The 22344-nt window shown below is 76.3% G+C and carries 16 protein-coding genes; 8 read left to right on the top strand and 8 right to left on the bottom strand.

Going from position 1 to position 22344, the window contains the following annotated elements:
- Window positions 1-41: 41 nt before the first annotated feature.
- Window positions 42-1280, bottom strand: a complete 1239-nt coding sequence (locus tag ACFVU9_RS07095) for an aminotransferase class I/II-fold pyridoxal phosphate-dependent enzyme (RefSeq protein ID WP_387590793.1) — start codon at window positions 1278-1280, stop codon at window positions 42-44.
- Window positions 1281-1439: 159 nt separating this feature from the next.
- On the opposite strand from ACFVU9_RS07095, the gene ACFVU9_RS07090 reads away from it, so the two are divergent.
- The gene (locus ACFVU9_RS07090) at window positions 1440-2018 is read left to right on the top strand and encodes an antibiotic biosynthesis monooxygenase (RefSeq protein ID WP_380437943.1); all 579 of its coding nucleotides are present in this window, start codon (window positions 1440-1442) and stop codon (window positions 2016-2018) included.
- Window positions 2019-2141: 123 nt separating this feature from the next.
- Here ACFVU9_RS07090 and ACFVU9_RS07085 read toward each other — a convergent pair whose 3' ends face one another.
- Window positions 2142-2597, bottom strand: coding sequence for an SRPBCC family protein (locus ACFVU9_RS07085; protein WP_380489352.1), 456 nt, complete (start codon window positions 2595-2597; stop codon window positions 2142-2144).
- Window positions 2598-2606: 9 nt separating this feature from the next.
- Window positions 2607-4448: a glycoside hydrolase family 15 protein gene (locus ACFVU9_RS07080; RefSeq protein ID WP_387590789.1), complete on the bottom strand. Its 1842-nt coding sequence runs from the start codon at window positions 4446-4448 to the stop codon at window positions 2607-2609.
- A 242-nt stretch (window positions 4449-4690) separates the two neighbouring features.
- On the opposite strand from ACFVU9_RS07080, the gene ACFVU9_RS07075 reads away from it, so the two are divergent.
- From ACFVU9_RS07075 to ACFVU9_RS07045, 7 genes are all read left to right on the top strand, one after another.
- Window positions 4691-5494, top strand: a complete 804-nt coding sequence (locus tag ACFVU9_RS07075; RefSeq protein WP_387590786.1) for an SAM-dependent methyltransferase — start codon at window positions 4691-4693, stop codon at window positions 5492-5494.
- 196 nt (window positions 5495-5690) lie between these two features.
- Window positions 5691-7808, top strand: a complete 2118-nt coding sequence (locus ACFVU9_RS07070) for a putative bifunctional diguanylate cyclase/phosphodiesterase (RefSeq protein WP_380446060.1) — start codon at window positions 5691-5693, stop codon at window positions 7806-7808.
- Between the two features lie 455 nt (window positions 7809-8263).
- Complete coding sequence (locus ACFVU9_RS07065; RefSeq protein WP_380508427.1) at window positions 8264-9118, top strand: glycosyltransferase family 2 protein; 855 nt, start codon at window positions 8264-8266, stop codon at window positions 9116-9118.
- Window positions 9118-9711, top strand: a complete 594-nt coding sequence (locus ACFVU9_RS07060) for a hypothetical protein (protein WP_387590782.1) — start codon at window positions 9118-9120, stop codon at window positions 9709-9711. Before ACFVU9_RS07065 ends, ACFVU9_RS07060 begins: the two co-directional genes overlap by 1 nt.
- A gap of 52 nt (window positions 9712-9763) precedes the next feature.
- Window positions 9764-11329: a glycosyltransferase family 2 protein gene (locus ACFVU9_RS07055; protein WP_387590779.1), complete on the top strand. Its 1566-nt coding sequence runs from the start codon at window positions 9764-9766 to the stop codon at window positions 11327-11329.
- An 8-nt stretch (window positions 11330-11337) separates the two neighbouring features.
- A complete protein-coding gene (locus ACFVU9_RS07050) occupies window positions 11338-12375 on the top strand; it encodes a glycosyltransferase family 2 protein (RefSeq protein WP_387590776.1) in 1038 nt (345 codons plus the stop codon).
- Window positions 12372-13187 carry a polysaccharide deacetylase family protein gene (locus tag ACFVU9_RS07045; protein WP_387590773.1) on the top strand — a complete coding sequence of 272 codons (816 nt, stop codon included), beginning with the start codon at window positions 12372-12374 and terminating at the stop codon, window positions 13185-13187. The genes ACFVU9_RS07050 and ACFVU9_RS07045 overlap by 4 nt, the downstream gene beginning before the upstream one ends.
- Window positions 13188-13215: 28 nt before the next feature.
- Here the strand turns inward: ACFVU9_RS07045 and ACFVU9_RS07040 are convergent, their stop codons facing one another.
- The 5 genes from ACFVU9_RS07040 to ACFVU9_RS07020 are packed head-to-tail and all read right to left on the bottom strand — an operon-like array spanning window position 13216 to window position 22082.
- Window positions 13216-14076 carry a family 16 glycosylhydrolase gene (locus ACFVU9_RS07040; RefSeq protein ID WP_387590770.1) on the bottom strand — a complete coding sequence of 287 codons (861 nt, stop codon included), beginning with the start codon at window positions 14074-14076 and terminating at the stop codon, window positions 13216-13218.
- Window positions 14073-14516 carry a hypothetical protein gene (locus ACFVU9_RS07035; protein WP_387590768.1) on the bottom strand — a complete coding sequence of 148 codons (444 nt, stop codon included), beginning with the start codon at window positions 14514-14516 and terminating at the stop codon, window positions 14073-14075. The genes ACFVU9_RS07040 and ACFVU9_RS07035 overlap by 4 nt, the downstream gene beginning before the upstream one ends.
- Entirely contained in the window at window positions 14513-16423 is a 1911-nt protein-coding gene (locus tag ACFVU9_RS07030) for a glycosyltransferase (RefSeq protein WP_387590765.1), read from the bottom strand. Before ACFVU9_RS07030 ends, ACFVU9_RS07035 begins: the two co-directional genes overlap by 4 nt.
- Complete coding sequence (locus ACFVU9_RS07025) at window positions 16420-19053, bottom strand: phosphotransferase (protein ID WP_387590763.1); 2634 nt, start codon at window positions 19051-19053, stop codon at window positions 16420-16422. Before ACFVU9_RS07025 ends, ACFVU9_RS07030 begins: the two co-directional genes overlap by 4 nt.
- Window positions 19050-22082: an HAD family hydrolase gene (locus tag ACFVU9_RS07020; protein ID WP_387590760.1), complete on the bottom strand. Its 3033-nt coding sequence runs from the start codon at window positions 22080-22082 to the stop codon at window positions 19050-19052. The genes ACFVU9_RS07025 and ACFVU9_RS07020 overlap by 4 nt, the downstream gene beginning before the upstream one ends.
- Window positions 22083-22344 lie beyond the last annotated feature (262 nt).

The following is a 22344-nucleotide window of genomic DNA, read 5'->3' as shown; positions in this document are numbered from 1 at the left end:
GCGGAGTCCGACGGCGCTTTCACGGGTTGCCCCGGGGGTCTTCACGCCCGTGCTCGGATCCGCGCGAGGCGTTCGAGGACGGTCTCCAGCACCGGTTGTGGCAGCGCGTAGTTCAGGCGCAGCGCGCCGTGGCCACCGGGGACGGACCCGGGGCCGGACTCTGTGTCGGACTCGGCGCCGAACTCGGTGCCGTCGGAGGCTTCCAGTGCGCAGCGGTCGAGCAGCGCCCGGCGGGCGGCGGCCGGGGGGAGCCCCAGCGCGGCGGCGTCGAGCCAGAGCAGGTAGGACGCCTGCGGCGCGGAGCGGACGGCGGGGCCGAGGAGGTCGGTCAGGCGCTCGCGGGCGGCGGCGAGGTGGGCGAGCAGGGCGTCCAGCCAGGGGCCGCCCTCGCTCAGCGCCGCGTGCTGGACGGTCTGTTCGACGAGGCCGCCCTCCCAGAAACCGAAGCCCGCCATGGTGTCGAGCAGCCGGGTGCGTAGGGCCGGGTCGGGCACGAGCGCGAAGCTGCTCGGGAGGCCGGAGGCGTTGAAGGTCTTGCCGACGGAGTTGAGCGTGACCGTGCGGGCGCGGAGCGGCTCGTCGACGGTGGTGACGGCGACGGGGTGGGTGTGGCCGGGGTGGGTGAGGTCGCCGTGCACCTCGTCGGAGACCAGCAGCGCGCCCGCCTCGGCCGCCTCCTCGGCGAGGGCGCGGACGTCCCCGGCGGGCCAGACGCGGCCGGACGGGTTGTGCGGGCTGCTGAGCAGCACCACGGAGGTGGGGCGGGGAAGCAGACCGGACGGAAGGCGGTAGCCGTCCTCCGGGCGGAGCATGAGCGGCAGTTCGCGGTACGGCAGGCCGGCCGCGCGGCAGACCTGGGCGAAGCCGCCCCACTCCGGGGTGGGGAAGGCGACGGGCGCCTCCGGGCGTACGGCCTCCAGCAGCAGCCGGATCGCGGTGCGCGGGCCGAACGGCAGGAGCAGCACCCAGTCCGGGTCGACCGCGACGCCGTGCCGCGTCCGGTACCAGTGCGCCACCAGCTCCCGCCCGGCCGGGTCGCACACCGTGTACCCGTACGCCCGGTGCCGGGCCCGGCGGGTGAGCGCTTCGGCGACGGCCGGCGGGCCGGGCAGGTCCATGTCGGCGAGGCTCATGGCGATCACCCCCGGCGCCGCCGCACGCGCCCACTTGCTGCTCCCGGTCCCGGACCGGTCGAAGGGCCGCCCGAAGCCGAAGTCGGGCGTGGCGGCGGTGCGGGCGGGGGAGGGTGTGCGGGGCGGGGTGCTCGGGCTGCGGCTCACGGCGGGCCTCCGGGGCGTCGGGCGTGCGCCGCCACGCTAACCCCGGCGGAGCCGGCCCGTCCCACGCTTCGGGCGCGGCGGGCGGGGCGCGGGGGGTGGGCCGTATGCTCCGGGCGGCCTGCGAACGGCAGGCGCACGGGGGAGAGGCGGGCGGTGCGGATGGCGATGACGGCGCAGGAGACGGCCACCGAACAGGGCGACGAGGTCACGCTGTTCGTGGCCCGGCGGGTCGAGCCGGGCTACGAGGAGGCGTTCGAGGCGTGGGCGAAGAACATCCTCGCCGCCGCGTCCGCCCACGAGGGCAACCTCGGCACCGGGCTGCTGCGCCCGGCCGGGCCGGGCGAACCCTGGCACCTGCTGCTGCACTTCCGTGACGCCGGGGCCTTCCGCGCCTGGCAGGCCTCCCCGGCCCGGGCGGCCTGCTTCGAGAAGGCGGACGGCCACCACTACGAGGTGCACCGGCACGAGATCCTGGGCATGGAGGGCTGGTTCGCCACGACGCCCGGCGCGGCGCAGCGCCGCCCGCCGGTGCGCTGGCGGATGGCAGTCGCCTCGACGCTCGCGATCGCCCCGCTCGTCGTGGCGTCCACGGTGCTGATCGGCCCCTACCTCGCGGGCCTGCCGGTGCCGGTCCGCCCACTGGTCACCGCGCCGCTCATCAGCGGGCTGATGACGTACGCGGCGCTGCCGCTGGTGACGCGGTGGCTGCGGAGGTGGCTGTTCCCGGCGGACAAGTGATCGGTGAGACGGGTGACCGCTGACGAGTGACCGCTGACAGATGACAGAAAACAGATAACAGATTTCAGCGGACAGATTTTGAAATCTGTTATCTGAAATCCGTCCGCCGAACCCCGTCGGCCGTCACCCGCCCGCCGCCGCCAGGTACCGGGCCAGGCCGCGCCGTCCCCGTCGCATCATCACCGCGTGGTTCGCCCGGAACAGCGGGTGCAGCGGCAGGGCGAGGCGGCGCAGCAGGGGTTTGCCGGGGCGGGTGTCCTCCTCGAAGAGCACGCGGCAGCGGTCCGCGCCCTCCGGCGTGACGGTGAACCGGGACCACCCGGCGAGGTCGCCCCGCATGGCGACCTCCAGCACCCCCGCCACCGGGTCGCGTCGGCGCGCCTCCAGCCCGATCACCAGCGTGTACGGCAGCAGTGCGCGCACCACCACCTCACCCTCCTCCTCGCCCGTCTGCCGCACCTCCCGGATCTCCGGCCACCACAGCGGGTAGCTCCGCACGTCCTCCAGCGCCGCGAACACCTCCCGTGCGGGCGCGGCGAATTGCCACGTGCCCCGGAAGCGGTAGTGGTTGGGGTCCACGGCCCCAGCCTAGTCCGGTCGGGTCAGCGTGAACGCGGTGTTGACCAGGGCGACGTGGCTGAACGCCTGTGGAGTGTTGCCGAGTTGGCGTCCGGCGTGCGGGTCCCACTGCTCCGAGAGCAGGCCCAGGTCGTTGGCGAGCCCGACCAGGCGCCCGAACAGTTCGCGCGCCTCGTCCGCCCGTCCGGTGGCGGCGAGCGCGTCGGCGAGCCAGAACGAGCAGGCGAGGAAGGCGCCTTCGTCCTCGGCCGGCCCGTCCCCGGAGGGCCCGCCCTCGGAGAGCCCACCCACCGCCCACCCGTCCCGGCCAGGCCCGCCGCCGGAGCGTCCGGCCCGGTACCGCCGGACCAGTCCGCCGTGGTCGAGCCCGTCGCGGACGGCGTCGACGGTGCGCACGACCCGGGGGTCGTCCGGTGGCAGGAACCCGCTCTTGACGACGAACAGGGTGGCCGCGTCCAGCCCCCGCCCCCCGTAGTGCTGGACGAAGACGCCGCGCCGCCGGTCGTAGCCGTGGGCGCACACGTCGGCGTGGACGGCGTCGCGCATCGCCCGCCACCGCTCCGTCGGCGCAGGCAGCCCGGTGGCCTCGGCGAGCCGGACGGCGCGGTCGGCGGCGACCCAGCACATCACCTTGGAGTGCACGAAGTGCCGCCGCCCGTCGCGCACTTCCCACAGTCCTTCGTCGGGTTCGCGCCAGTGCTGTTCCAGGTAGGCCATGAGCGCCCGGAGCAGCATCCAGACGTGCCGCTCCATCGGCAGACCGGCCAGCAGCGCGAGGTGCAGGGTGTCCACCACCTCGCCGTAGACGTCGAGTTGGAGCTGGCCGACGGCGGCGTTGCCGAACCGCACCGGCCGCGAGTCCTCGTAGCCGGGCAGCCAGTCGGCGGTGGTCTCGCCGAGCACGCGCTCGCCGGCGACCCCGTAGACGGCCTGGAGGTCGCCAGGGTCCCCGGCGATGGCGCGTAGCAGCCAGCGGCGCCAGGCGACGGCCTCCTCGCGGAACCCGCTGCGCAGGAGGGCGGAGAGCGTCATGGAGGAGTCGCGCAGCCAGCAGAATCGGTAGTCCCAGTTGCGCGCCCCGCCGATCCGTTCGGGCAGCGACGCCGTGGGCGCGGCGACGATCCCGCCGGTGGGCGCGTACGCCAGCGCCTTGAGGGTGATCAGCGAGCGCAGGACGGCGGCCCGCCACTCGCCCTGGTAGCGGCACCCGGCCGCCCAGTGCTGCCAGCGGGAGACGGTGTCGAGCAGCGCCCGGTCGGGGTCGGTGCGCGGGGTGGTGGCCAGGTGGGAGGGCTGCCAGGTGAGGACGAACGGGACGCGTTGCCCGGCGGCGACGGTGAAATCGGATGTGGTGACCCCGTCGAGGCCGTAGGTGTGCACGCCGTCGGGCACCCGCAGCCAGGCGGAGTCGGGCCCGGCGACGGCGACCCGGTGGTGTCCGGTGCGCCGCACCCAGGGGTCGACGCGCCCGTAGTTGAAGCGCAGCCGCAGCGCGCCGCGCATCGGAACGCTGCCCGTGAGGCCGTCGACGACGCGGATCAGCTGCGGGGCGCGCCGCCCGTCCGGGCCGCGCTGCGGCATGAAGTCGGTGACCCGGACCTGCCCGGCGGCGGTGTGCCACTCGTTCTCCAGGACGAGGCTGTCGCCCCGGTAGCGGCGGGTGCGGCAGGTGCCGGCGCCCGCGGGGGCGAGCCGCCAGGCGCCGTGGCAGGGGTCGCCGAGCAGTCCGGCGAAGCAGCTGGGGGAGTCGAAGCGGGGCAGGCACAGCCAGTCGACCGAACCGTCCCGGCCGACCAGGGCGGCGGTCTGCAGGTCGCCGATGAGGGCGTAGTCCTCGATGCGTCCGGCCATCACCTCCATTCTCGGCTCCGTGCCCGCCCGGCGCCCCCGCCGCCCGCTCCCGCCCGGCAGCTCCGTCGGCAGCGCCCGCCGGACGGAGCGGGAGACGGAGCGGGGGACAGGGCGGGAAGCGGACACTCCGCTTGCACCCGTTCGGGGTGCGGGGGAGGATCTTCTGTGCTTGTAGTCTCATCTGTCACAGCAGTGGCCTGTGGTCGCTGCTGCCCCAGAACCGGAGTGAAGGAGTCACAGGCATGCGGCGACCGAGCTGGGTACCGGAAGGCACGGACCTGGACAAACCGAACGCCGCACGGGTCTACGACTACTACCTCGGGGGATCGCACAACTTCGAGGTGGACCGGGAGATGGCCCGCAAGGCGCTCGCCCTGTGGCCGGAGCTGCCCCAGATCATGCGCTCCAACCGGGCCTTCCTGCGCCGCGCCGTGACGCTGCTCGCCGAGCGCGGCATCTCCCGCTTCCTGGACATCGGCTCCGGCATCCCGACCTTCGGCGCCGTGCACGAGATCGCCCGCGCGATCCGCCCCGAGGCGCAGGTGGTGTACGTCGACCGTGACCCGGTGGCCGTCGCGCACAGCCGGCTGCTGCTGGCGGACGACCCGGGGTGCGCCGTCGTGCAGGCCGACCTGCGTGACGCGGACCTGCTGGCCCACCCCGAGGTGGCCGGGCTGCTGGAGGCCGGCGAGCCGGTGGGCGTCCTGCTGGTGGCCGTCGCGCACTTCGTCAGCGACGACGAGGACCCGTGGAAGCTGATCGCGACGATCCGCGACGCGCTTGCGCCCGGCAGCGCGCTGGTCCTCTCGCACGCCTCCTCGGAGGGCCGCCCCGACCAGGCGGAGGACCACCAGAACCTGTACCGGATGACGCCGACCCCGCTGACCATGCGCACCCGCGCGCAGGTCACCGCGATGTTCGAGGGCTTCGAGCTCGTGGAGCCGGGCGTGGTGTACCTGCCGCAGTGGCGGCCGGACCAGCCGGAGTCGGTCGGCGAACACCCCGAGCGGATGAGCGGGGTGGCGGGCGTGGGGTTCCGTCCTTGAGCGGACGAAGCGGACGCAGCGGGCCCGGTGGGCTCAGCGGCCGCACCAGACGCAGCGGGCCCGGTGGGCTCAGCGGCCGCACCAGACACAGCGGCCGCATCGGATGCAGTGGACGCATCTGGCCCGGCGGCCGCACCGGACGCGGCGGGCGACCGGTCGGCGGAGGCGGAACCGCGACCGCCGGGGCGGCGGTCGCATGAGCAGGACCCCGGCCCCCGGCAGCGCGGAGCGGTTCCACGAGGAGTGGGCCCGGCTGCTCTCCGGCGACCACGGCGCCGTCGTCCACCCCGGCCTGCTCGGCCGCCTGGTGGCCCGCACCGCCGCGCTGCTGCACCGCGCCCAGCAGGACGAGCCGTTCGAGCCGCACCTGGCCGCCCAGGCCGGCGCGGAGCTGGTCGACGCGCACTTCACCGACCCGGTCGTGCTCGCCCGCGCGGTGGAGCTGCTGCACGCCCAGCCGGTCGGCGACGACCGCGGCCCCGCCCTGACCGGCGCCTTCGCCGCGGGCTGGGCGGCCGCCCTGCGCGAGCGCACCCTGCGCGAGCAGGAGGCGATCCGGGCCGCCGCCGACCTCGCCCGCAAGGAGGCCGAGCGGGCGCTGCGCGCCTCCGAGGCCCGCTTCCGCGCCCTGTTCGAGAGCGCCGCGATCGGCATCGGCATCGGCGACACGGACGGCAACATCCTGGCCGTGAACAAGGCCCTGCAGGACCTGTTCGGCGCCGGGCCCGAGGACATGATCGGCCGCCGGGTCGGCGACCTCGTCCACCCCGAGGACACCCCCGGCGTGTGGGAGGCGTACGAGGACCTGATCAGCGGCAAGCGGGACTACTTCCAGTTCGACAAGCCGTACTACCGGCAGGACAGCGAGGTCATCTGGACCCACCTCACCGTCTCGCTGATCCGCGACGACGACGGCCGGCCGCAGTACCAGGTCGCGATGCTGGAGGACGTCACCGACCGCTACCGCCTCCAGGAGCGGCTGCGCCACCAGGCCACCCACGACCCGCTCACCGGACTGCCCAACCGGGCGGCCTTCTTCGAGCGGCTGGAGAAGCTGTTCGAGGAGCCGGAGCCGGGCGCCCGCTTCGGCCTGTGCTACGTCGACCTCGACGGCTTCAAGATCGTCAACGACAGCCTCGGCCACGACACCGGCGACCAGCTGCTCTCCGCCGTCGCCGCCCGCCTGAAGGCCGCGCTCTCCCCCCTCGGCCACCTGGTCGCCCGGCTCGGCGGCGACGAGTTCGTCGTCCTGCTGGAGAAGTGCCGGGGCGAGCAGGAGGCGATCGCCGCGGCGAAGACCGTCCTCAAGGCGCTGGCCGGGCCCGTGCTGATCGGCGATCACAAGCTCGCCGTGGGCGCGAGCGTCGGCGTGCTGGAGCGGCGCGTGTCCACGACCACCCCGGGCGCCGCCGTCCGGGCCGCCGACCTGACGCTCTACCGGGCCAAGGAGGCCGGCCGGGGGCGCTGGACGCTGTTCGACCCGAAGGAGAACGCCCGCGCGGTCAGCCGGTACGCGGTGTCCGTGCGGATGCCGGCCGCCCTCGACCGCGGCGAGTTCTTCATCGACTACCAGCCGCTCTACGCGCTCGGCGACGGCCGGCTCGCCGCCGTGGAGGCGCTGGTGCGCTGGCGCCACCCGCAGCTGGGCGTGCTCGGCCCGGACGAGTTCGTCACCACCGCCGAGGAGACCGGGCTGATCATGCCGCTCGGCCGCTGGGTGCTGGAGCAGGCCTGCGGCCAGGCCGCCGAGTGGATCAAGCGGTTCGGCGACGCCGCGCCCCAGCTCAACGTCAACCTGGCGGTGCGTCAGGCGCGCAGCGCGGCGCTGGTCACCGACCTCGGCCGGATCCTGGACGGCACCGGCCTGGACCCGGCCCGGCTCCAGCTGGAGATCACCGAGTCCACCGTGGTCGGGCCCGAGGACGAGGCGCTGCGCACCCTGCACGGCCTGGTGGACCTCGGGGTGTCGCTGGCGGTGGACGACTTCGGCACCGGCTGGTCCAACCTCGCCTACCTGCGCGACCTGCCGGTCTCCGGCCTGAAGATCGCCGGGTCCTTCGTGGGGGACCTGCACGACCCCGGCAAGGACGAGTCGACCGGGTGGCGCATCGTCAGCGGGCTGGTGTCGATGGCGCACGCGCTGGGGCTGAACGTCACCGCCGAGGGCGTGGAGACCCGCAGGGACGCCGAGCGGCTGCGCACCATCGGCTGCGACTGGGCGCAGGGCTGGCACTTCGGGCGCCCGGTGCGGCCGGCCGAGATCGCCCGCCGGATCGCGGAGGAGCCGCAGGGCCGTCCGATCGGGGAGCGCTGACGTCCGGAGTGCTGAGGTCCAGGGAGCTGACGTCCGGAGCGCTGAGGTCCGGGGAGCTGACGGCAGAGGCGGGTGACGATCGGGAGCGGTGACTCGGCGTCACCACGGGTCATGGGAAGTTACGTCAAAAATCGGACAAAAGCCCTTGACGTCACCGTGCGTGCGGACGGACGATGAGTCATTGGCTCAGTCGGCGTCCTGCGGGACGCGGCAGGCCGGTTCTTCCGACGGCGCCCTCGGCGCCGTGCGAGAGCCCGGAGCGGTGCGCACCCCACCTTCGGCCGCCCCAGGCGCTCTCGACAGTTCAGGCGGTCCCCGCGGGGCCACCTCCCCAGGCTGCGCGTGCGCGTATCCGTCCGCGCCCCGGGCCTGTTCGCCACATCTCCAAGGGCAGTGCCGCGCCGCTCCCCGGCGTCGCCGGCCGCCCCCGCCTCCGTTCGTTCGAGAGGCCCTCCATGAGCACCACCCTGCCCCCCACCGCCGTCCCGTACCCGTACGCAGGACGGCCCTCCGGCGCCCCGCCGGACCGGCACCCGCACCGGCGCGCCAGCGACCGGGTCCTCGACCACCGTCCGATGCGCCGGGCCGGCGACCGCGTCGCCACCACCCACACGGTCAGCCTCGTCATCCCCGCCCAGAACGAGGCCCGCAACATCGCCTGGGTCTTCGAGCAGATCCCGCGCTGCGTCGACGAGGTCATCCTGGTCGACGGCGCCTCCAGCGACGCCACCGTGCCGATGGCCAGGCAGTGCCTGCCGGCCGTCCGCAGCGTCCAGCAGAGCGCGCCGGGCAAGGGCAACGCGCTGCGCACCGGGTTCGCCGCCGCCACCGGCGAGTACATCGTCATGATGGACGCCGACGGCTCCATGTGGCCCGGCGAGATCCCGCACTACCTGCACTTCCTCGACCACGGCTACGACTTCGTCAAGGGCTCGCGCTGCATCGCCGGCGGCGGCTCGCTGGACTTCACCCGGGTCCGCTCGCTCGGCAACCGCTTCCTCCTCGCCGTCGTCAACCGCCTCTACGAGGCGAGCCTCACCGACCTGTGCTACGGCTACTGCGCCTTCCGCCGCTCCTTCCTGGACGCCCTCGACCTGTGCTCCACCGGCTTCGAGATCGAGGCCGAGATGATCGCGCACGCGCTGCGTTCCGGGCTGCGGATCGCCGAGGTGCCGAGCCTGGAACTCCCCCGCCGCAGCGGTCACTCGCACCTGCACGCCGTCTCCGACGGCCGCCGGGTCCTGAGGACCCTGATCGCCGAGCGTCCCGGCGCCCGGTCCCCTGTGGCCGCCCCCCTGGGGGAGCGCTGATGGAGGGCACCGGCCGGCGCACCGAGGCCGCCTGCCCGCGCCCTGTCGCCCGCGACTCGCTCCACACCCCCGTCCGCGTCGTCGAGCCGGAACCGGACGAGCCGGGGGCGTCGCGCGCACCCGGCGGTCGCGGCGCCGCCGACCCGGCCGGCCGCGTGTCGGCGTTGGTGCGGCTGCACGGACACCGGCCCGGCCTGGCCACGGCCACCGGTACGGCGGGCGGCCCCGCCGCGCCGCACCGGGCGCTGGTCGACGCCTCCCTCCGGGAACCGCGCGTTCCCGCTCCGTCCACCGCGACACCCGCGGCGCGTCCCGGTCGGGCCGGACGCGCCCGGGTGCCTGCGGGCCCGCGGACGGACGACCCGGTCGACACGGACGGCGCCGACACGGACGACGCCGACACGGACGACGTCGACACGGACGACGTCGACACGAACGACGTCGACACCAACGACAAGGACCACACCGGCCGCAGGCCGATCCGAGGCGCCGGGGGTCCGGCGGCGCCACTGCGGGCGGACGCCCGGAGCGCGGCCCGGTCGGGGTCGCCGCGCCCCGGGTGCCCGCCCGCCCACCGGGCCGGTCCGCGCTGACGCGGACCTTTCCCGAACCTGCCCAGCCCCGGCGGCACCGCGAGGAGGAACGATGCGCGGCACCAGGTGGCCCGGCGCCACGACGACGGGCGCCACCACGGCAGATGCCACGACCTGTGGCACCACGGCACGCGAAGGCGACCGCTCCGGGACCGCCCCCGGGGCGAGGACCGGCGTGGTGCTGTGCCGGCCCGGCCACGTGCTCGACCTCGAACTCGGCCTCGAACCCGACGCTGAACCCGACGCCGAACCCGACGCCGAACCCGACGTCGAACCCGACCGCGGACCCGACCGCGGACCCGACCGTGTACCGGGCCTCGAAGCCGACGCCGAAGCCGACGCCGGCCCCGCGGCGGACCCCGGCCCGGCCCGCCTCCGGACGCCCGACGGCAAGGACGCCACCGGGGCCTCCGGCCGGGCCCTGGCCCTGGTCAGGCTGCACGGGCACCCGCTCGGCCTGGTCGGCGCGACCGCCGACGCCCCCGGCGCACTGCTCCCGGCCCTCACCGAGGCCGCCCGCCGGGAACTCGCCGTCCCGATCGGCCGCCACCTCGCGGCCGACCGGACGCGGCCCGCGAACGGCCACGGCCCCCGCGCCCCCCGAACGTCCGCCCGCGTCCTCCATCCATGCCTCGCGGCCCGGGCGGACACCCTCCTCGACGCACCGCTGATCAGCGTGGTCGTGTGCACGCACGACCGCGCCGGGATGCTGCGGGACTGCCTGGACTCCGTCCTGCGCGTGGACTACCCGCGGTTCGAGGTCGTCGTGGTGGACAACGCGCCGCACAGCGAGGCCGCCGCCCGCCTGGTCCGCGAGCGCTACCAGGGCCGGGTCCGCTACCTGCGCGAGCCGATCGCCGGCCTGGCCCGGGCGCGCAACCGCGGACTGGCCGTCGCCGCGGGGCAGTTGATCGCCTACGTCGACGACGACATCGTCGTCGACCGGGCCTGGCTGGCCGCGATCGCCGAGGCCTTCGCCGGCTCCCGGCGGACCGGCTGCGTGACCGGGCTGATCCTGCCCGTCGAACTGGTCACCGACGCCCAGGCCGCCGTCGTCCGCCACGCGGACTTCGACAAGGGCTTCGCCCGCCGGCGGTGGTCCCTCGCCGACCCGCCGCCGGACCCCCTCTTCCCGTTCACCGCGGGGCGCTTCGGCTCCGGCGGCAACATGGCCATCCGGGCCGACCTGCTGCGCGCCCTCGGCGGCTTCGACCTGGCCACCGGCCCCGGCACCCCGGCCAGGGGCGGCGAGGACCTGCTCGCCTTCTTCCGGGTGCTGGCCGCCGGGCGCGAACTCGTCTACCAGCCCGACGCCGTGGTCTGGCACCGCCACCGCCGCACGGAGGAGGCGCTCGCCGTCCAGGCCTTCGGGTACGGCAGCGGCCTCGGCGCCTACCTGACCGCCGCCGCCCTCCACGAGCCGCGGCTCCTGCCCGCCCTGCTGCGCCGCCTGCCGCGCGGCGTCGCCCTCGCCCTCGGCCGGGCCCGCGCCCGGCCGGCCGCGGACGAGGCCTGGTCGTGGCGGCTCTCCCGGCTGGAGCTCCAGGGCCTGCTGTACGGGCCGCTCGGCTACCTGGCCGCCGTGCACCGGGCATACCGCGACAACCGGAGGGGCTGACGGGCACCATGGCCGACACCTCCCGCCGGACCGCCGCGAGCACGGACGCGCAAGCGCACGCGCACGCGGTCGCGGCCGCCTCGCCGAGCCTGTCCGTGGTGGTCTGCGCCTACACCACCGAGCGCTGGGACGACCTCTGCGCCTGCCTCGCCTCGGTCGCCCGCCAGCACCGGCCCGCCGACGAGGTCGTCCTGGTCGTGGACCACTGCCCCGAGCTCGCCGCCCGCGCCGCCGAGGGCTTCCCGTCGGTCCGGGTCGTCACCAACGGCGAGTGCCGGGGCCTGTCCGGCGCGCGCAACAGCGGGGTGCGCGCGGCGCACGGCGAGATCGTGGCGTTCCTGGACGACGACGCCGCCGCCGAACCCGACTGGGCCGACCGCCTGCTGGCCGGCTACCGCGATCCGCGGGTGCTCGGCGTCGGCGGCCTGGTGCGGCCCTGGTGGGAGGCCGGGCGGCCGGCCTGGTTCCCGCCGGAGTTCGACTGGGTGGTCGGCTGCTCCTACCGCGGCCTGCCCGAACGCCCCTCCCCGGTACGGAACTTCATCGGCGCCAACATGTCCTTCCGGCGCTCCGAGGTGCTCGCGGCCGGTGGCTTCCGGACCGGCCTCGGCCGCGTCGGCAAGCGCCCGCTGGGCTGCGAGGAGACCGAGCTGTGCCTGCGCCTGGCCGCCCGCCGCCCGCACGGCCTGCTGCTGTACGAGCCGTCGGCGGCCGTGCGCCACCACGTGCCGGACACCAGGACGACCTGGCGCTACTTCCGGTCGCGCTGCTACTGCGAGGGCCTGTCCAAGGCCGCCGTGGCCGGCCGGGCGGGCGCGGGTCCGGCCCTGTCCAGCGAACGCCGCTACCTGCGCTCCACCCTGCCCCGGGCCGCCCTCCGGGAGGTGCGGGCGGGCGGCGGCCGCGGGCTGCGCACGCTCGGCGCCCTGCTCGGGGGCGTCTCGGCCGCGTCGCTCGGGTACGCGGTCGGCTCGCTGCGCCGGCGCGTGCGCCCGCACGGCGACCGGCCCGTCCGCGGCGCCGCGCCGGGCGGGAGCCCGCCGTGAGCGCCGTCCCCGTGTTCCTGTACCACTCGGTCGCCGACGACCCGCCGTCCTGGATCGCGCCGTTCACCGTCTCCCCGCGGGCCTTCGCCGAGCAGCTCGACCGGATCGCCGACAGCGGTCTGACCGTCGTCCCGCTGCACCGGCTGGTCGCGGCCCTGCACGGCGGTCCCCGGCTGCCCCCGCACGCGGCCGTGCTGACCTTCGACGACGGTTTCGAGGACTTCTTCTGGACGGTGGCCCCGCAGCTCGCCGACCGCGGCCTGCCGGCCACCCTGTTCGTCACCACCGGGGCCGTCCACCCGCCCGGCGGCGCGCCGGAGGGCAGCCTGCTGCCGCCGGCGCCGATGCTGACGTGGCGTCAGATCACCAACCTGGACGTCCTGGGCGGGGTCGAGATCGGCGGGCACAGCCGCACCCACGCCCAGCTGGACACCCTGTCGTGGGGTGCGCTGGACGCCGAGATCGGGTACTGCAAGCGGCAGTTGGAGGAGGTGCTCGGCCACGGGGTGGACTCCTTCGCCTACCCGCACGGCTACTCCAGCGCCGTGGTGCGCCGCCGGCTGCGCGAGTACGGGTGGTCCTCCGGGTGCGCGGTGCGCGACGCGTTCAGCTCGGCGGCGGACGATCCGCTGCGCATCGCCCGGCTGACCGTCCGGGCCGACACGGCGCCCGAGGTGTTCCACCGGTGGACCCTCGGGCAGGGCGCGCGGGTGGCGCCGTACCCCGAGCCCGTCCGCACCAGGGCCTGGCGCGGCTACCGCCGGCTGCGAGCGGGGCTCGGGCGCCCGGTCGGAGGTCCGGCCGGGGCCTGAGGGGAGCCGGCCGGGAGGGCCGACGGGCTCAGTGCTGCCAGACCCGCACCCACTCCACCTGCATCTGCGCCGAGTCGACCGAGGCCGGCGGCTGGTCGGGGACGCCGACGGCGAGGCTGAGCAGCACCTCCATGGCCACGTCCGGGATGTCCGCCTTGTCGGTCATCCAGTACCTGGCCTGGCCGTCGACCAGCCAGGTGAGGGAGTCGGCCTCCCAGTCGAGCGCGAAGACGTGGTACCCGGCCGGGAAGTCCAGCGGCCCGTAGTGGCCGGCCGAGGACAGGTCCGCGCCCTTCGGGCCCGCCCAGTGCACGGACATCTGGACGTTCCGTGACGTTCCCAGGAACTCCGCCACGTCGATCTCGGGCGGGGTGACGCGGGTGACCGGTGACAGCCAGAACGCGGGGTAGACGCCCTGCTCGGCGGGGATGCGGACGGCGGCGGCGACGTAGCCCCGGGTGAAGGTGAAGCGCGGGGTGCCGTTCCAGCTGTCGCGTCCGGTGGAGACCATGCCCGAGGTCCACGGGTACGTCCGGCCGTCGGACCCGGGGGTCGTGGCGCGCTCGGCCCGCAGGGTGAGTGCGCCGCCGCCGACGGACACCTGGCCGGGCTGGTACCACTCGGACTCGCGGTTGCCCGCGTTGGTGCACCCGTTGTCGTTCCAGTCGTAACAGGTCACCCAGCGCGACGAGTCGAGCGTGGACCCGCCGAACTCCTCCTTGAAGACGAGGTGCCAGGACCCGGGGGCGTCCGGCCGGGGGGCCTGGCCGGCGGAGCAGCCGGCGGTGGCGGCCAGCAGGACGAGCAGTCCGGCGCCGGCCGCCCGGCCGGCCCGCAGGGCGCGGCGGTGCCGCAGGGCGCGGTGGCGGGACGCGGTACGGAGCCTCATACCGGTGGCCTCCCTTCGGACGGCCGGTCCGCGGTGGGCGCCGCCGCCCGCCTGCGGTGCCGGACGGCGGCCGGCACCAGGACCGTCAGCGAGGTGATCAGGGCGACCGCGCCGACGGCCCGCGCGGTGCTGATGGACCGCGTGAAGAAGAAGACCTCGGCGACGACCGTGTCGATCGCGACGCTGAACGCGACGGTGAGGACGACGGCTTCGAGCGGCTCCCGGCGGCGCCCGGCGCGCACCGGGTGGGTCAGGCGCAGCGCCGCCGCACCGGGGCAGAGCAGCAGGAAGGAGGCCGCGACGACGGCGCGCAGCGGCAGCAGGGCCGCGGGCAGGGTCGTGGCGGCGAGGGCCACCCAGCCGGACACCGCGAGGACGGCCTCGGCGGGCGGCAGGCCCGCCGGGAGGCGGGTGAGGGCGCGGACCGGGAGGCGGGTCACGGCCGGCCTCCGTGCTGTTGCGGCCGGGGCTGCTGCGGCTGCTGCGGATGGGGCTGGATCTCGGGCGCGTTGTGGTCGACCAGCTCGTACACGACGGCGTCGGAGTTGCGGAACACCGGGGAGAACAGGTGCGAGCCGTCCACCGCCGCCTCCAGCCGGGGCACGGTGTCCGCGGGCAGCACGCCCGTGATGTAGCACTCGGCGGTCTGGGCGCGGTTGAGGACGAGGTACACCGGGCCGGGCGGGGCGGCCAGCGACACGGCCTGCTCCAGGCCCGCGAGCGGGTCCTTCACCAGGAGCCTGCGGTTCTCGAGCTGGTTCCAGGCGATCACCACCCGGTCGTGCTGGTCGTAGTCCTTGTCGATGTCCGGGACGTTGTTGGTGACCGTCACGACGAGCGAGCCGGCCGGCGCCGTCCGGTACAGGAACTCGGTCGCCGCGACCTCGCGGGAGGTGAAGGACTCCATCATCTCCTTGCCGTAGTAGCCGAACACCAGGCCGCCGAGGAAGGCCAGCAGGAGCGCGAACGAGGCGGCGGCCCGCAGCCGCACCCGCCACCGCGCGGGCGCCCCGGCGCGCAGCACCAGCGCGGCGACCAGCATCGCGGCGGCGGGCAGGGCGAACAGGTAGGAGCGGAAGATCATCTCGCCGCCGTAGCTGTTGAGCGCCGGCATCGGCATCGGGGCGATCAGCAGGTACGGCAGGGCCGTCCGGCGGGTCCAGGGCCGGCGCAGCAGCGCGACCGCGGCCAGCAGCACCACGGCGGCCGACAGCCCGCGGTCCACCCAGGCCAGGAGCACCTGGCCGGGGGCGGGGGAGCCGAGCCCGGTCAGCCACGTGGGGGCGTTGGCGTCCGGCGAGGCGATCGCCGCGACGAAGCTGCGCAGGTTCGCCGCGATGTACGGGCGGGCCGCGGTGGCCAGCCAGACCGCCTGCAGGACGACGGCGCACGCGAGGACGGGCAGCACGACGCGGCGGTTGCGGCGGGGGAGCGACAGCGCGGCCAGGAAGACGATCAGCATCAGCGGGGTGAGCTGGTGCGAGGTGACCAGGACCGCCACCAGCAGCAGCACCATCAGGAACCGGGCGGGCCGCCAGCCTTCGCGCACCGCCGCGGCGCCCGCCGCCCCGGCGGGCGGCGGGTCGGCCGGCGCGCCGGGCGGCCGGACCGGTGTCAGCTGCTTGAGGACCATCGCGAGCACGGTGACGAAGAGCAGGAACCCGAAGGTCTGCGGCGCGAAGTAGTCCTGCCCGATCCACATGCACGAGAAGAAGATCCACACGGCCCCCCAGACCAGCCGCCAGTCCCGGGTGATCGTGCGGTAGAGCAGGATCAGCGGGCCGATCAGCAGCACGTCGGCCACCGGCGTGGCCCAGTGGGCGTAGCCCATCGCCGACGGCAGTCCGGTGGCGCGCAGGAGCAGGCCGTTGACGACGAAGAAGCCCGGCCACTGGTTGTAGATGTCCAGCCAGCCCGGCCGCGGCACCGGGCCGCCGTGCCGCAGGAAGGCGTCGACCACCTCGACGTGCTTCCACGCCCACGAGTACCGGACACCGGGGTAGAGCAGGCTCGGGGTGGCGTGCACGATCGCGATGAGCCCGACCACGTACGCCGCCGACCACGCGTGGCTGAGCCGGGGGCGGCGCAGCTGGACGGCGAAGCCCAGGGTCAGCAGGCCGAGCGCGACCCAGAACAGCACCGGCAGCACCTCGATCAGCCCGAGGTCGTCCATCCGTTCCAGGTGCACGTGGCGCAGCGACACCAGCCAGAGCGCCATGGCCACCGGGAGGGCGCCGCGCGTGACGAGCGTGCGCACGGACGGCCGTCGCGGCCCGGCCCCGGCCCCCGCCGACGGCGGGCGGTCGGTGCGGACGCCGCGGGGCGCGGGCGCCGCGGGCCTGGTCATCCCGGCCACCGGGCCGGTGCGGCCGTCGCGCCGGTGTCCTTCAGGGCCGCGCCGGTGTCCTTCAGGGCCGTGCCGGTGTCCTTCAGGGCCGCGCCGGCTTCCTTCAGCACGGGGACGACGTTGGCGCCGACCCACCAGTGGCTGCGCCCGTACCGGGTCGACTTCTCCAGGTTCGAGGCCACGTGGCAGAGCCAGGCCAGGAGCGGGAGTCCGACGCCGCCGGGGGGATCGTCGAACCCGGCGGCGCGCAGCAGCCGGAGGTCGGCGGGCGGGAGGGAGCCCGTGCGGACGGCGTCGGTGACCAGGGCGCCCCAGGGGCGGCCTGACAGCTGGGCGCGCAGCGCGATGACGAAGGTGCACGCGTCGACCTCGGCCGGGCCGTTCGGCCGGGCGCCGCCCCAGTCGAGCACTCCGGTGACCCGGGTGCCGTCCTCGCCGAGCAGGACGTTGCCGGGGGCGAAGTCCCCGTGGAACCACGCGACGGCGGTCGGCCGGCCGTCCAGTTCCCGGTGCAGCAGCTCGACGAGGGCGTCCAGGTGTTCGGCCCCGGGGCCCGCGCGGCACCAGCCGATCCGTGCGGACAGCAGGGTGCGGCGCGGCTCCACCCAGTCGTCGAGCCGGTCCGTGAGGGGCTCGGTGCGCCCGGTCGCCCGGTGCAGCTCGGCCAGGGCGCCCAGCGCGGCGGCCGCCACCCGGGGGGCGTGCTCGGGGAAACGGGCGAGGTGTCCGTCGGCGGTGACGCCCGGCAGCCAGTCCTGGGTGACCAGTGGCAGCGGCCCGTCGAGGCGGCGGGACACCGGGCGGGGCAGGAGCCGGCGCCACTCGCCCAGCCGGGGGTCGGCGTCGAGCCGGCGCAGCACCTCCCACTCGCCCGCCAGGGTGGCGACGGCCGGGGCGCTCCGGGGGTGCTTGACGGCCAGCGGCGGCGTGGCGGCGCCGTCCAGGCGGAACACGAGCACGTCCGAGCGGCCCTGGGAGCTGTGGTGGGCGGTGGCGCCGCGGGCGGGCCCGATCCGGCGGGCGAGCCGCCGGGCGGTCAGGCCGTCGACGGGCCGGTAGAGCAGGGCCGGGCGGCGGATCGGCAGCAGACCGGCCACCGCGAGCCAGGCGGCGGCGGCCGGGCCGGCGGGCGTGGGGGTCTCGGCCGGGGCCGTCTCACGGGTGCGGGTGGGCAGCCACCAGGAGCGGCGCCAGAGCAGGGCCCCGGCCACCGCGCACTGCGCCACCAGCCAGGCCAGCCCGGCGCCCGCGACCCCCATGGGCGCCAGCAGCAGCACCGTCAGCCCGAGGGCCAGGACGGCCTGCGCGGCCAGGACGGCCAGGACGACCCGCAGCCGCCGCCGCACCCGGCAGGCCGCGACGGCGACGGCGACCACCAGGTTGGGCAGGGCCGAGAGCGCGAGCAGCCGCAGCGTCGTCGTTCCGGCGCGGGCGTAGTCGGGGCCGAACACGGACAGCACCCAGGGCGCGGCCACCGTCGCCGCCAGCGCCGCGGCCGCGAGCACGGCCCCGCTGTGGCGGAGCACCCGCCGGCAGTGGCGCAGCAGCTGTTCGGCGGCGTCGGGGGAGTCCGCCGGGCTGGTCGCCTCGACGATCAGGGAGGCACTCATGTTGATCGCGAACTGGTAGAGCGCGTAGGCCACCAGCCAGGCGATCGAGAAGTAGGCGCCCGCGGCGGCCCCGAGCCGGCCCAGCACGATGAGCGGCGGCAGCGTGGTGGCGGCCAGCCAGCACAAGGAGCCGGTCCAGTCGGCGGCCAGGTAGGCGGGGGAGGGGGCCTGCCGCGGTGCCCCGGCGGGCGGGCCCGTGCCCTCGGCGGCCCGGCGGACGTGCCGGGGGATGGCGCGGCAGGCGATGAAGGTGTTGGTGAACAGCACGGAGAAGGCCAGCCCCGCGCCCCAGGAGCCGAGGATCGCGGCCCGCGCGCCGGCGGCGGCGAACAGCACGAGCAACAGCAGCTTCACCGTGGCGAACAGGGTGTTCTCCAGGACCACCCAGTCCGCGCGGCGCAGTCCGGTCAGCACCCCGTCCTGGACGACGAACAGCGCGTACGCCGCGGTGGCGGCGGCGAACCCGGCCGCGACGGGCGGGGAGCGCAGGAAGCCCAGCCCGGGGGAGAGCCGCGGGACCAGCAGGACGAACCCGGCGCCGAGCAGCAGTCCGCAGCCCGCCGCCGCGAGGTAGGCCCGGCCCACCAGCCGTCCGGTCCGGCGCCCGGCCGGCGGGACGAAGCGGATCATGGTGTTGACCAGGTTGAGCTGCCCGACCCCGCCGAGGAACATCATCGCGGAGACGGCGGCGAAGCCGGCGCCGACCGCGGCGGGCGTGAACAGGCGGGCGGCCAGCGCCCAGTAGCCGGCGCCGACCCCGGCGGTCACCAGCGAACTGGCCGTGAGCAGGTGTCCGTTGCGCAGCAGCGGGTCGGACCGGCGCGCGGCCGTCTGTCCGCGGGCCGTGGCCGTCCGTCCGCTGGCTGCGTTCGTTCGTCCGTCGGTCGCGTCGGTCGCGTCGGTCGCGTCGGTCGCGTCGGTCGCGTCGGTCGCGTCGGTCGCGTCCGTCCGTCCGCCGGTCGTGGACGGGCGCCGGGTGGCGGCCGTGGGGGCGCCGGGCCGGGCTGCGGGGGTCTTCATCCGGGGCGCTCCCCGTCGGCCGGCCCGGTACCGCCCGGAGGCGCGGCGGCGCTCGGAGGCGCGGCGGCGCGGACGCGCGCGGTGGCCCGGGCGAGTGCGGCGAGCCGGGGTGCCGCGCCGGCCCGTCCGGCCTCGGGCACGGCCAACAGGGCCAGCAGCGCGCGGACTTCGGGCGGGTGTCCGGGCGCCCGGCAGTCCGGGCAGCCGCCCGGCCGGTGGCCGATCAGCCGGCCCACGATCCCGGCGAGCCCGGCCTGGTACGGGTGCCGGGCCGTCGGGACGCCCGCGGCGGCCACGGCGGGCGCCGCGTTCGCCGGGGCGGCGGCGCGCCGGGCCCAGGTGAGCAGCGGGAGGTCGGCGGCGGTGTCCCCGACGGCCAGCGCGGGGACGGCGGTCCCGTCGCCGAGCGCCGCCAGCAGGGTGCGCACGCCGCCGGCCTTGTCGACGCCGCGCGGGACGAAGTCCGACTGGGCGTCGCCGGTCACGACGGTGAACCGGGTCCCGTACGGCGGCCGGCCCAGCAGCCCGGCGACCGTCCGGCCGGGCAGCGCGGTGCGCCGCGGGCCGTCCCCGGCGCTCGCGCGGAGGGACCACCGGGCGTACGGGTCGACGAAGACGCCCGGCAGCGCCGCGAGTCGGCGCCGCAGGCCGGTGGCATCCGTCCCGCTGACGGGGTGGATGGCGCCCGTCCCCGCGTCGAAGGCCACCGCGCCGTACTCGGCGACGCCGCCGGCCAGCCGGTAGGCCGCGCAGCGGTCCCGCACCTCGGGCAGGGAACGGCCGGTGGCGAGCAGCACCCGGTAGCCGTGCGCGCGCAGGGCCCGCAGGGCGAGCATGCCCTGCGGCGAGGACGCGGGGAACCCGAGGACGTCCGACTCCAGCACCCCGTCGACGTCCAGGACGCACCAGGGGCCTTGGGGATCGGTGTCCAGATCGGCCAGGTACGCGCCGGCGAGGAAGCGCTGGACGGCCGCCGCCTGCGCCCGCCGCTCGTGGGCGCGGACGAGGGGCGCGCGGGCCGGGTCCGCCGTCCGGGCCTGCCGCGCGGCGTCCCAGTTCTGGACCAGCCGGAGCAGGCACCAGCGCGCCGGGTCGATCCGGCGGCCGGTCAACTGCTCGTAGGCGTCGAGGAGTTCGGTCTCGGCGACGTGGGAGTGCGCGGGGCCGCCGGGCGCTTCGGTGGCCGCGCCCGCGAGGTCGAAGGCCGCGTCGTAGGTCGCCAGGTCGAGGTTGCTGAACGCGCCGTCGGCGAAGCCGGTCTTCGTCCGCCCGCCGGTGCCGTCGGGGGGCCAGTGCCCGTCCCCGGTGCGGCCGTCGACGACGCAGGGCCGGGGTGCGGCCAGCAGGGACCGGGCCAGCGGGTACAGCAGGGCGGGGCGCAGGACGGGGTCGAGGCGGCCGCCGACGGGGGCCAGGATGCGGGCCGCGACCTCCCAGGCCGGCTGGCGTCCGGCGAGCCCGAGGCTCCGGTCGGCGGGCACCGCGAGGAGGCGCTGGCGGGCCGCGACGTACCGGGCGACCTCGGCCGGGCGGGGGCGGCCGGTGCGGTCGGCGGCGGTGCCCGGCGCCGGACCCGAGCCCGGCCCCGGCCCGGGTTCGCCGGGCAGGCGGGCGCGCAGCAGGACGCCGTCCGCGAAGCCGTGGACCTCGGGCACCAGGCCGTCGAGCGCCCGGGCGACGGTCACGGCCTGCCGGCCGAGGTAGCCGACCCCCGCCCACTGGGCGACGAGGCGCAGGGCGCGCTCGCGGCCGTCGGCGCCTTGGACGTGCGCGGTCAGGGGGACGGAGAGGTGTGACCAGCGGGAGAGCGGGCCCGCCGTGCCGACCTCGGGCGCGCGGGCGGCCGTCCATCCCGCGCCCGGCGGCAGGTCGGGCGGCACGTTGCGCAGCACGTTGGGCAGCAGGCCGGTGAGCGCGGCCGCGCCCAGCCGGCGGCGGACCTCCCAATCCCCGCCGGGCAGCACGACGCACGGGTACCGCCGCAGGACGTCGGGCACCGGTCCGGCGTCCTCGAAGGTCGCGAACAGGGGGACGACGGCATCGGCGGGGAAGCCCGCGCGTTCGGCGGCGGCCGCGACGGCGGCGAGCGATCCGCCGGTGGCCGGCGGATCGTCGAGGAGGAGGACGGCGCCCGCGCCCTCGCGGACGGCGCGGACGACCGCCGCCCGGCCGGGCAGCAGCGCCAGTCCGGGCCGGGTGGTGCCGACCGTCACCGACCGGTGGCCGAGCCGGCGCAGCGCCGCGCCGGCCAGGGGCGCCAGGTAGCTGCCCGACGTGCGCACCCCCAGGACCAGGAGCGGCCGGTGCCGGGTGCCGTGCGGCCCGGTGAAGCGGCGGGCCAGCTCGACGGCGTCCGCCGGGTGCTGGTCGAAGCTGCGGAAGCAGGACGGCGGGCGCAGGTACTCCGCGCCGAGCAGCGCCCCGGCGCCGGGCAGCGCGGCGAGCCGGGCGGCGGCCTCGTGGACGGCCCGGACGAGGTCCGCGTCCGGGGTGTCGCCGTGGCCGTCCCCGTGGCCGTCGCCGAGGGAGCCGGGCTCTGGGGTCTCGCCGTGGCCGTAGCCGAGGAGGCCGTCGACCACCGATCCGGCGAGCCGGTCGCGCAGCGTGGACATCCCGTCGCCCCAGCGCCGCAGGCCGCGGCCGGGGGCGACCGACCGGAACGCCCCGGCGGACAGTGCGACGCCGAGGCGCGCGGCCCGGAGTGCCGAGCGCGCGGCGGGCCCGCGCGCCTCCGGGGCGAGGTGGTCCACCAGGCGCCGCGCGCCCCAGGAGGCGCCCTGGAGCCGGTCCTCGACGATCTGGCAGATCCCCGCGCTCAGCAGGAAGGCGTCGAGCAGGCGGGACGTGTCCGGGTGGGGGGTGGTGCGGCGGGACTCTTCGACGGCGGTGACCAGCCGGGCCGTCAGCTCGGTGACGTCCAGGTACAGATCGGCGGTGCGGGACGGCTCGTCGGAGCCGGAGCGCGGTGAGGACGGGCGGCTGGAACGTTCCGCCGTGGAGAGTGCCGCCGGGGCCTGCGCGTCACTCATCGTCGGGCTCCCGGAGTGGCTGGGATCCTCGTCTCCGGCGCGCGTCACCGGCGTGCGTCACCGAAGTGTCAGCGGTACTGTCTCCCATCCTTAGCCCGCCGGTCACCTTCAGTCAATACAGCGACGGTCAGTGGACCTTTTCTCCCTATATATGGGCAATAAATGCGCACTGCTCGTGACGTGGAGTAGTCGAGGCGCCGGGGAGTTGACACAGTGTCGGAGCCGCGCGACCGCCTGTCCCCGTCGTCCGTCCGGCCCGAAT

Source organism: Kitasatospora sp. NPDC057936 (genome assembly GCF_042887525.1).
Taxonomy (GTDB): Bacteria; Actinomycetota; Actinomycetes; order Streptomycetales; family Streptomycetaceae; genus Kitasatospora.
Note: the sequence above shows the minus strand (reverse complement) of the source record. Positions and strands in the feature narration are given on the sequence as shown.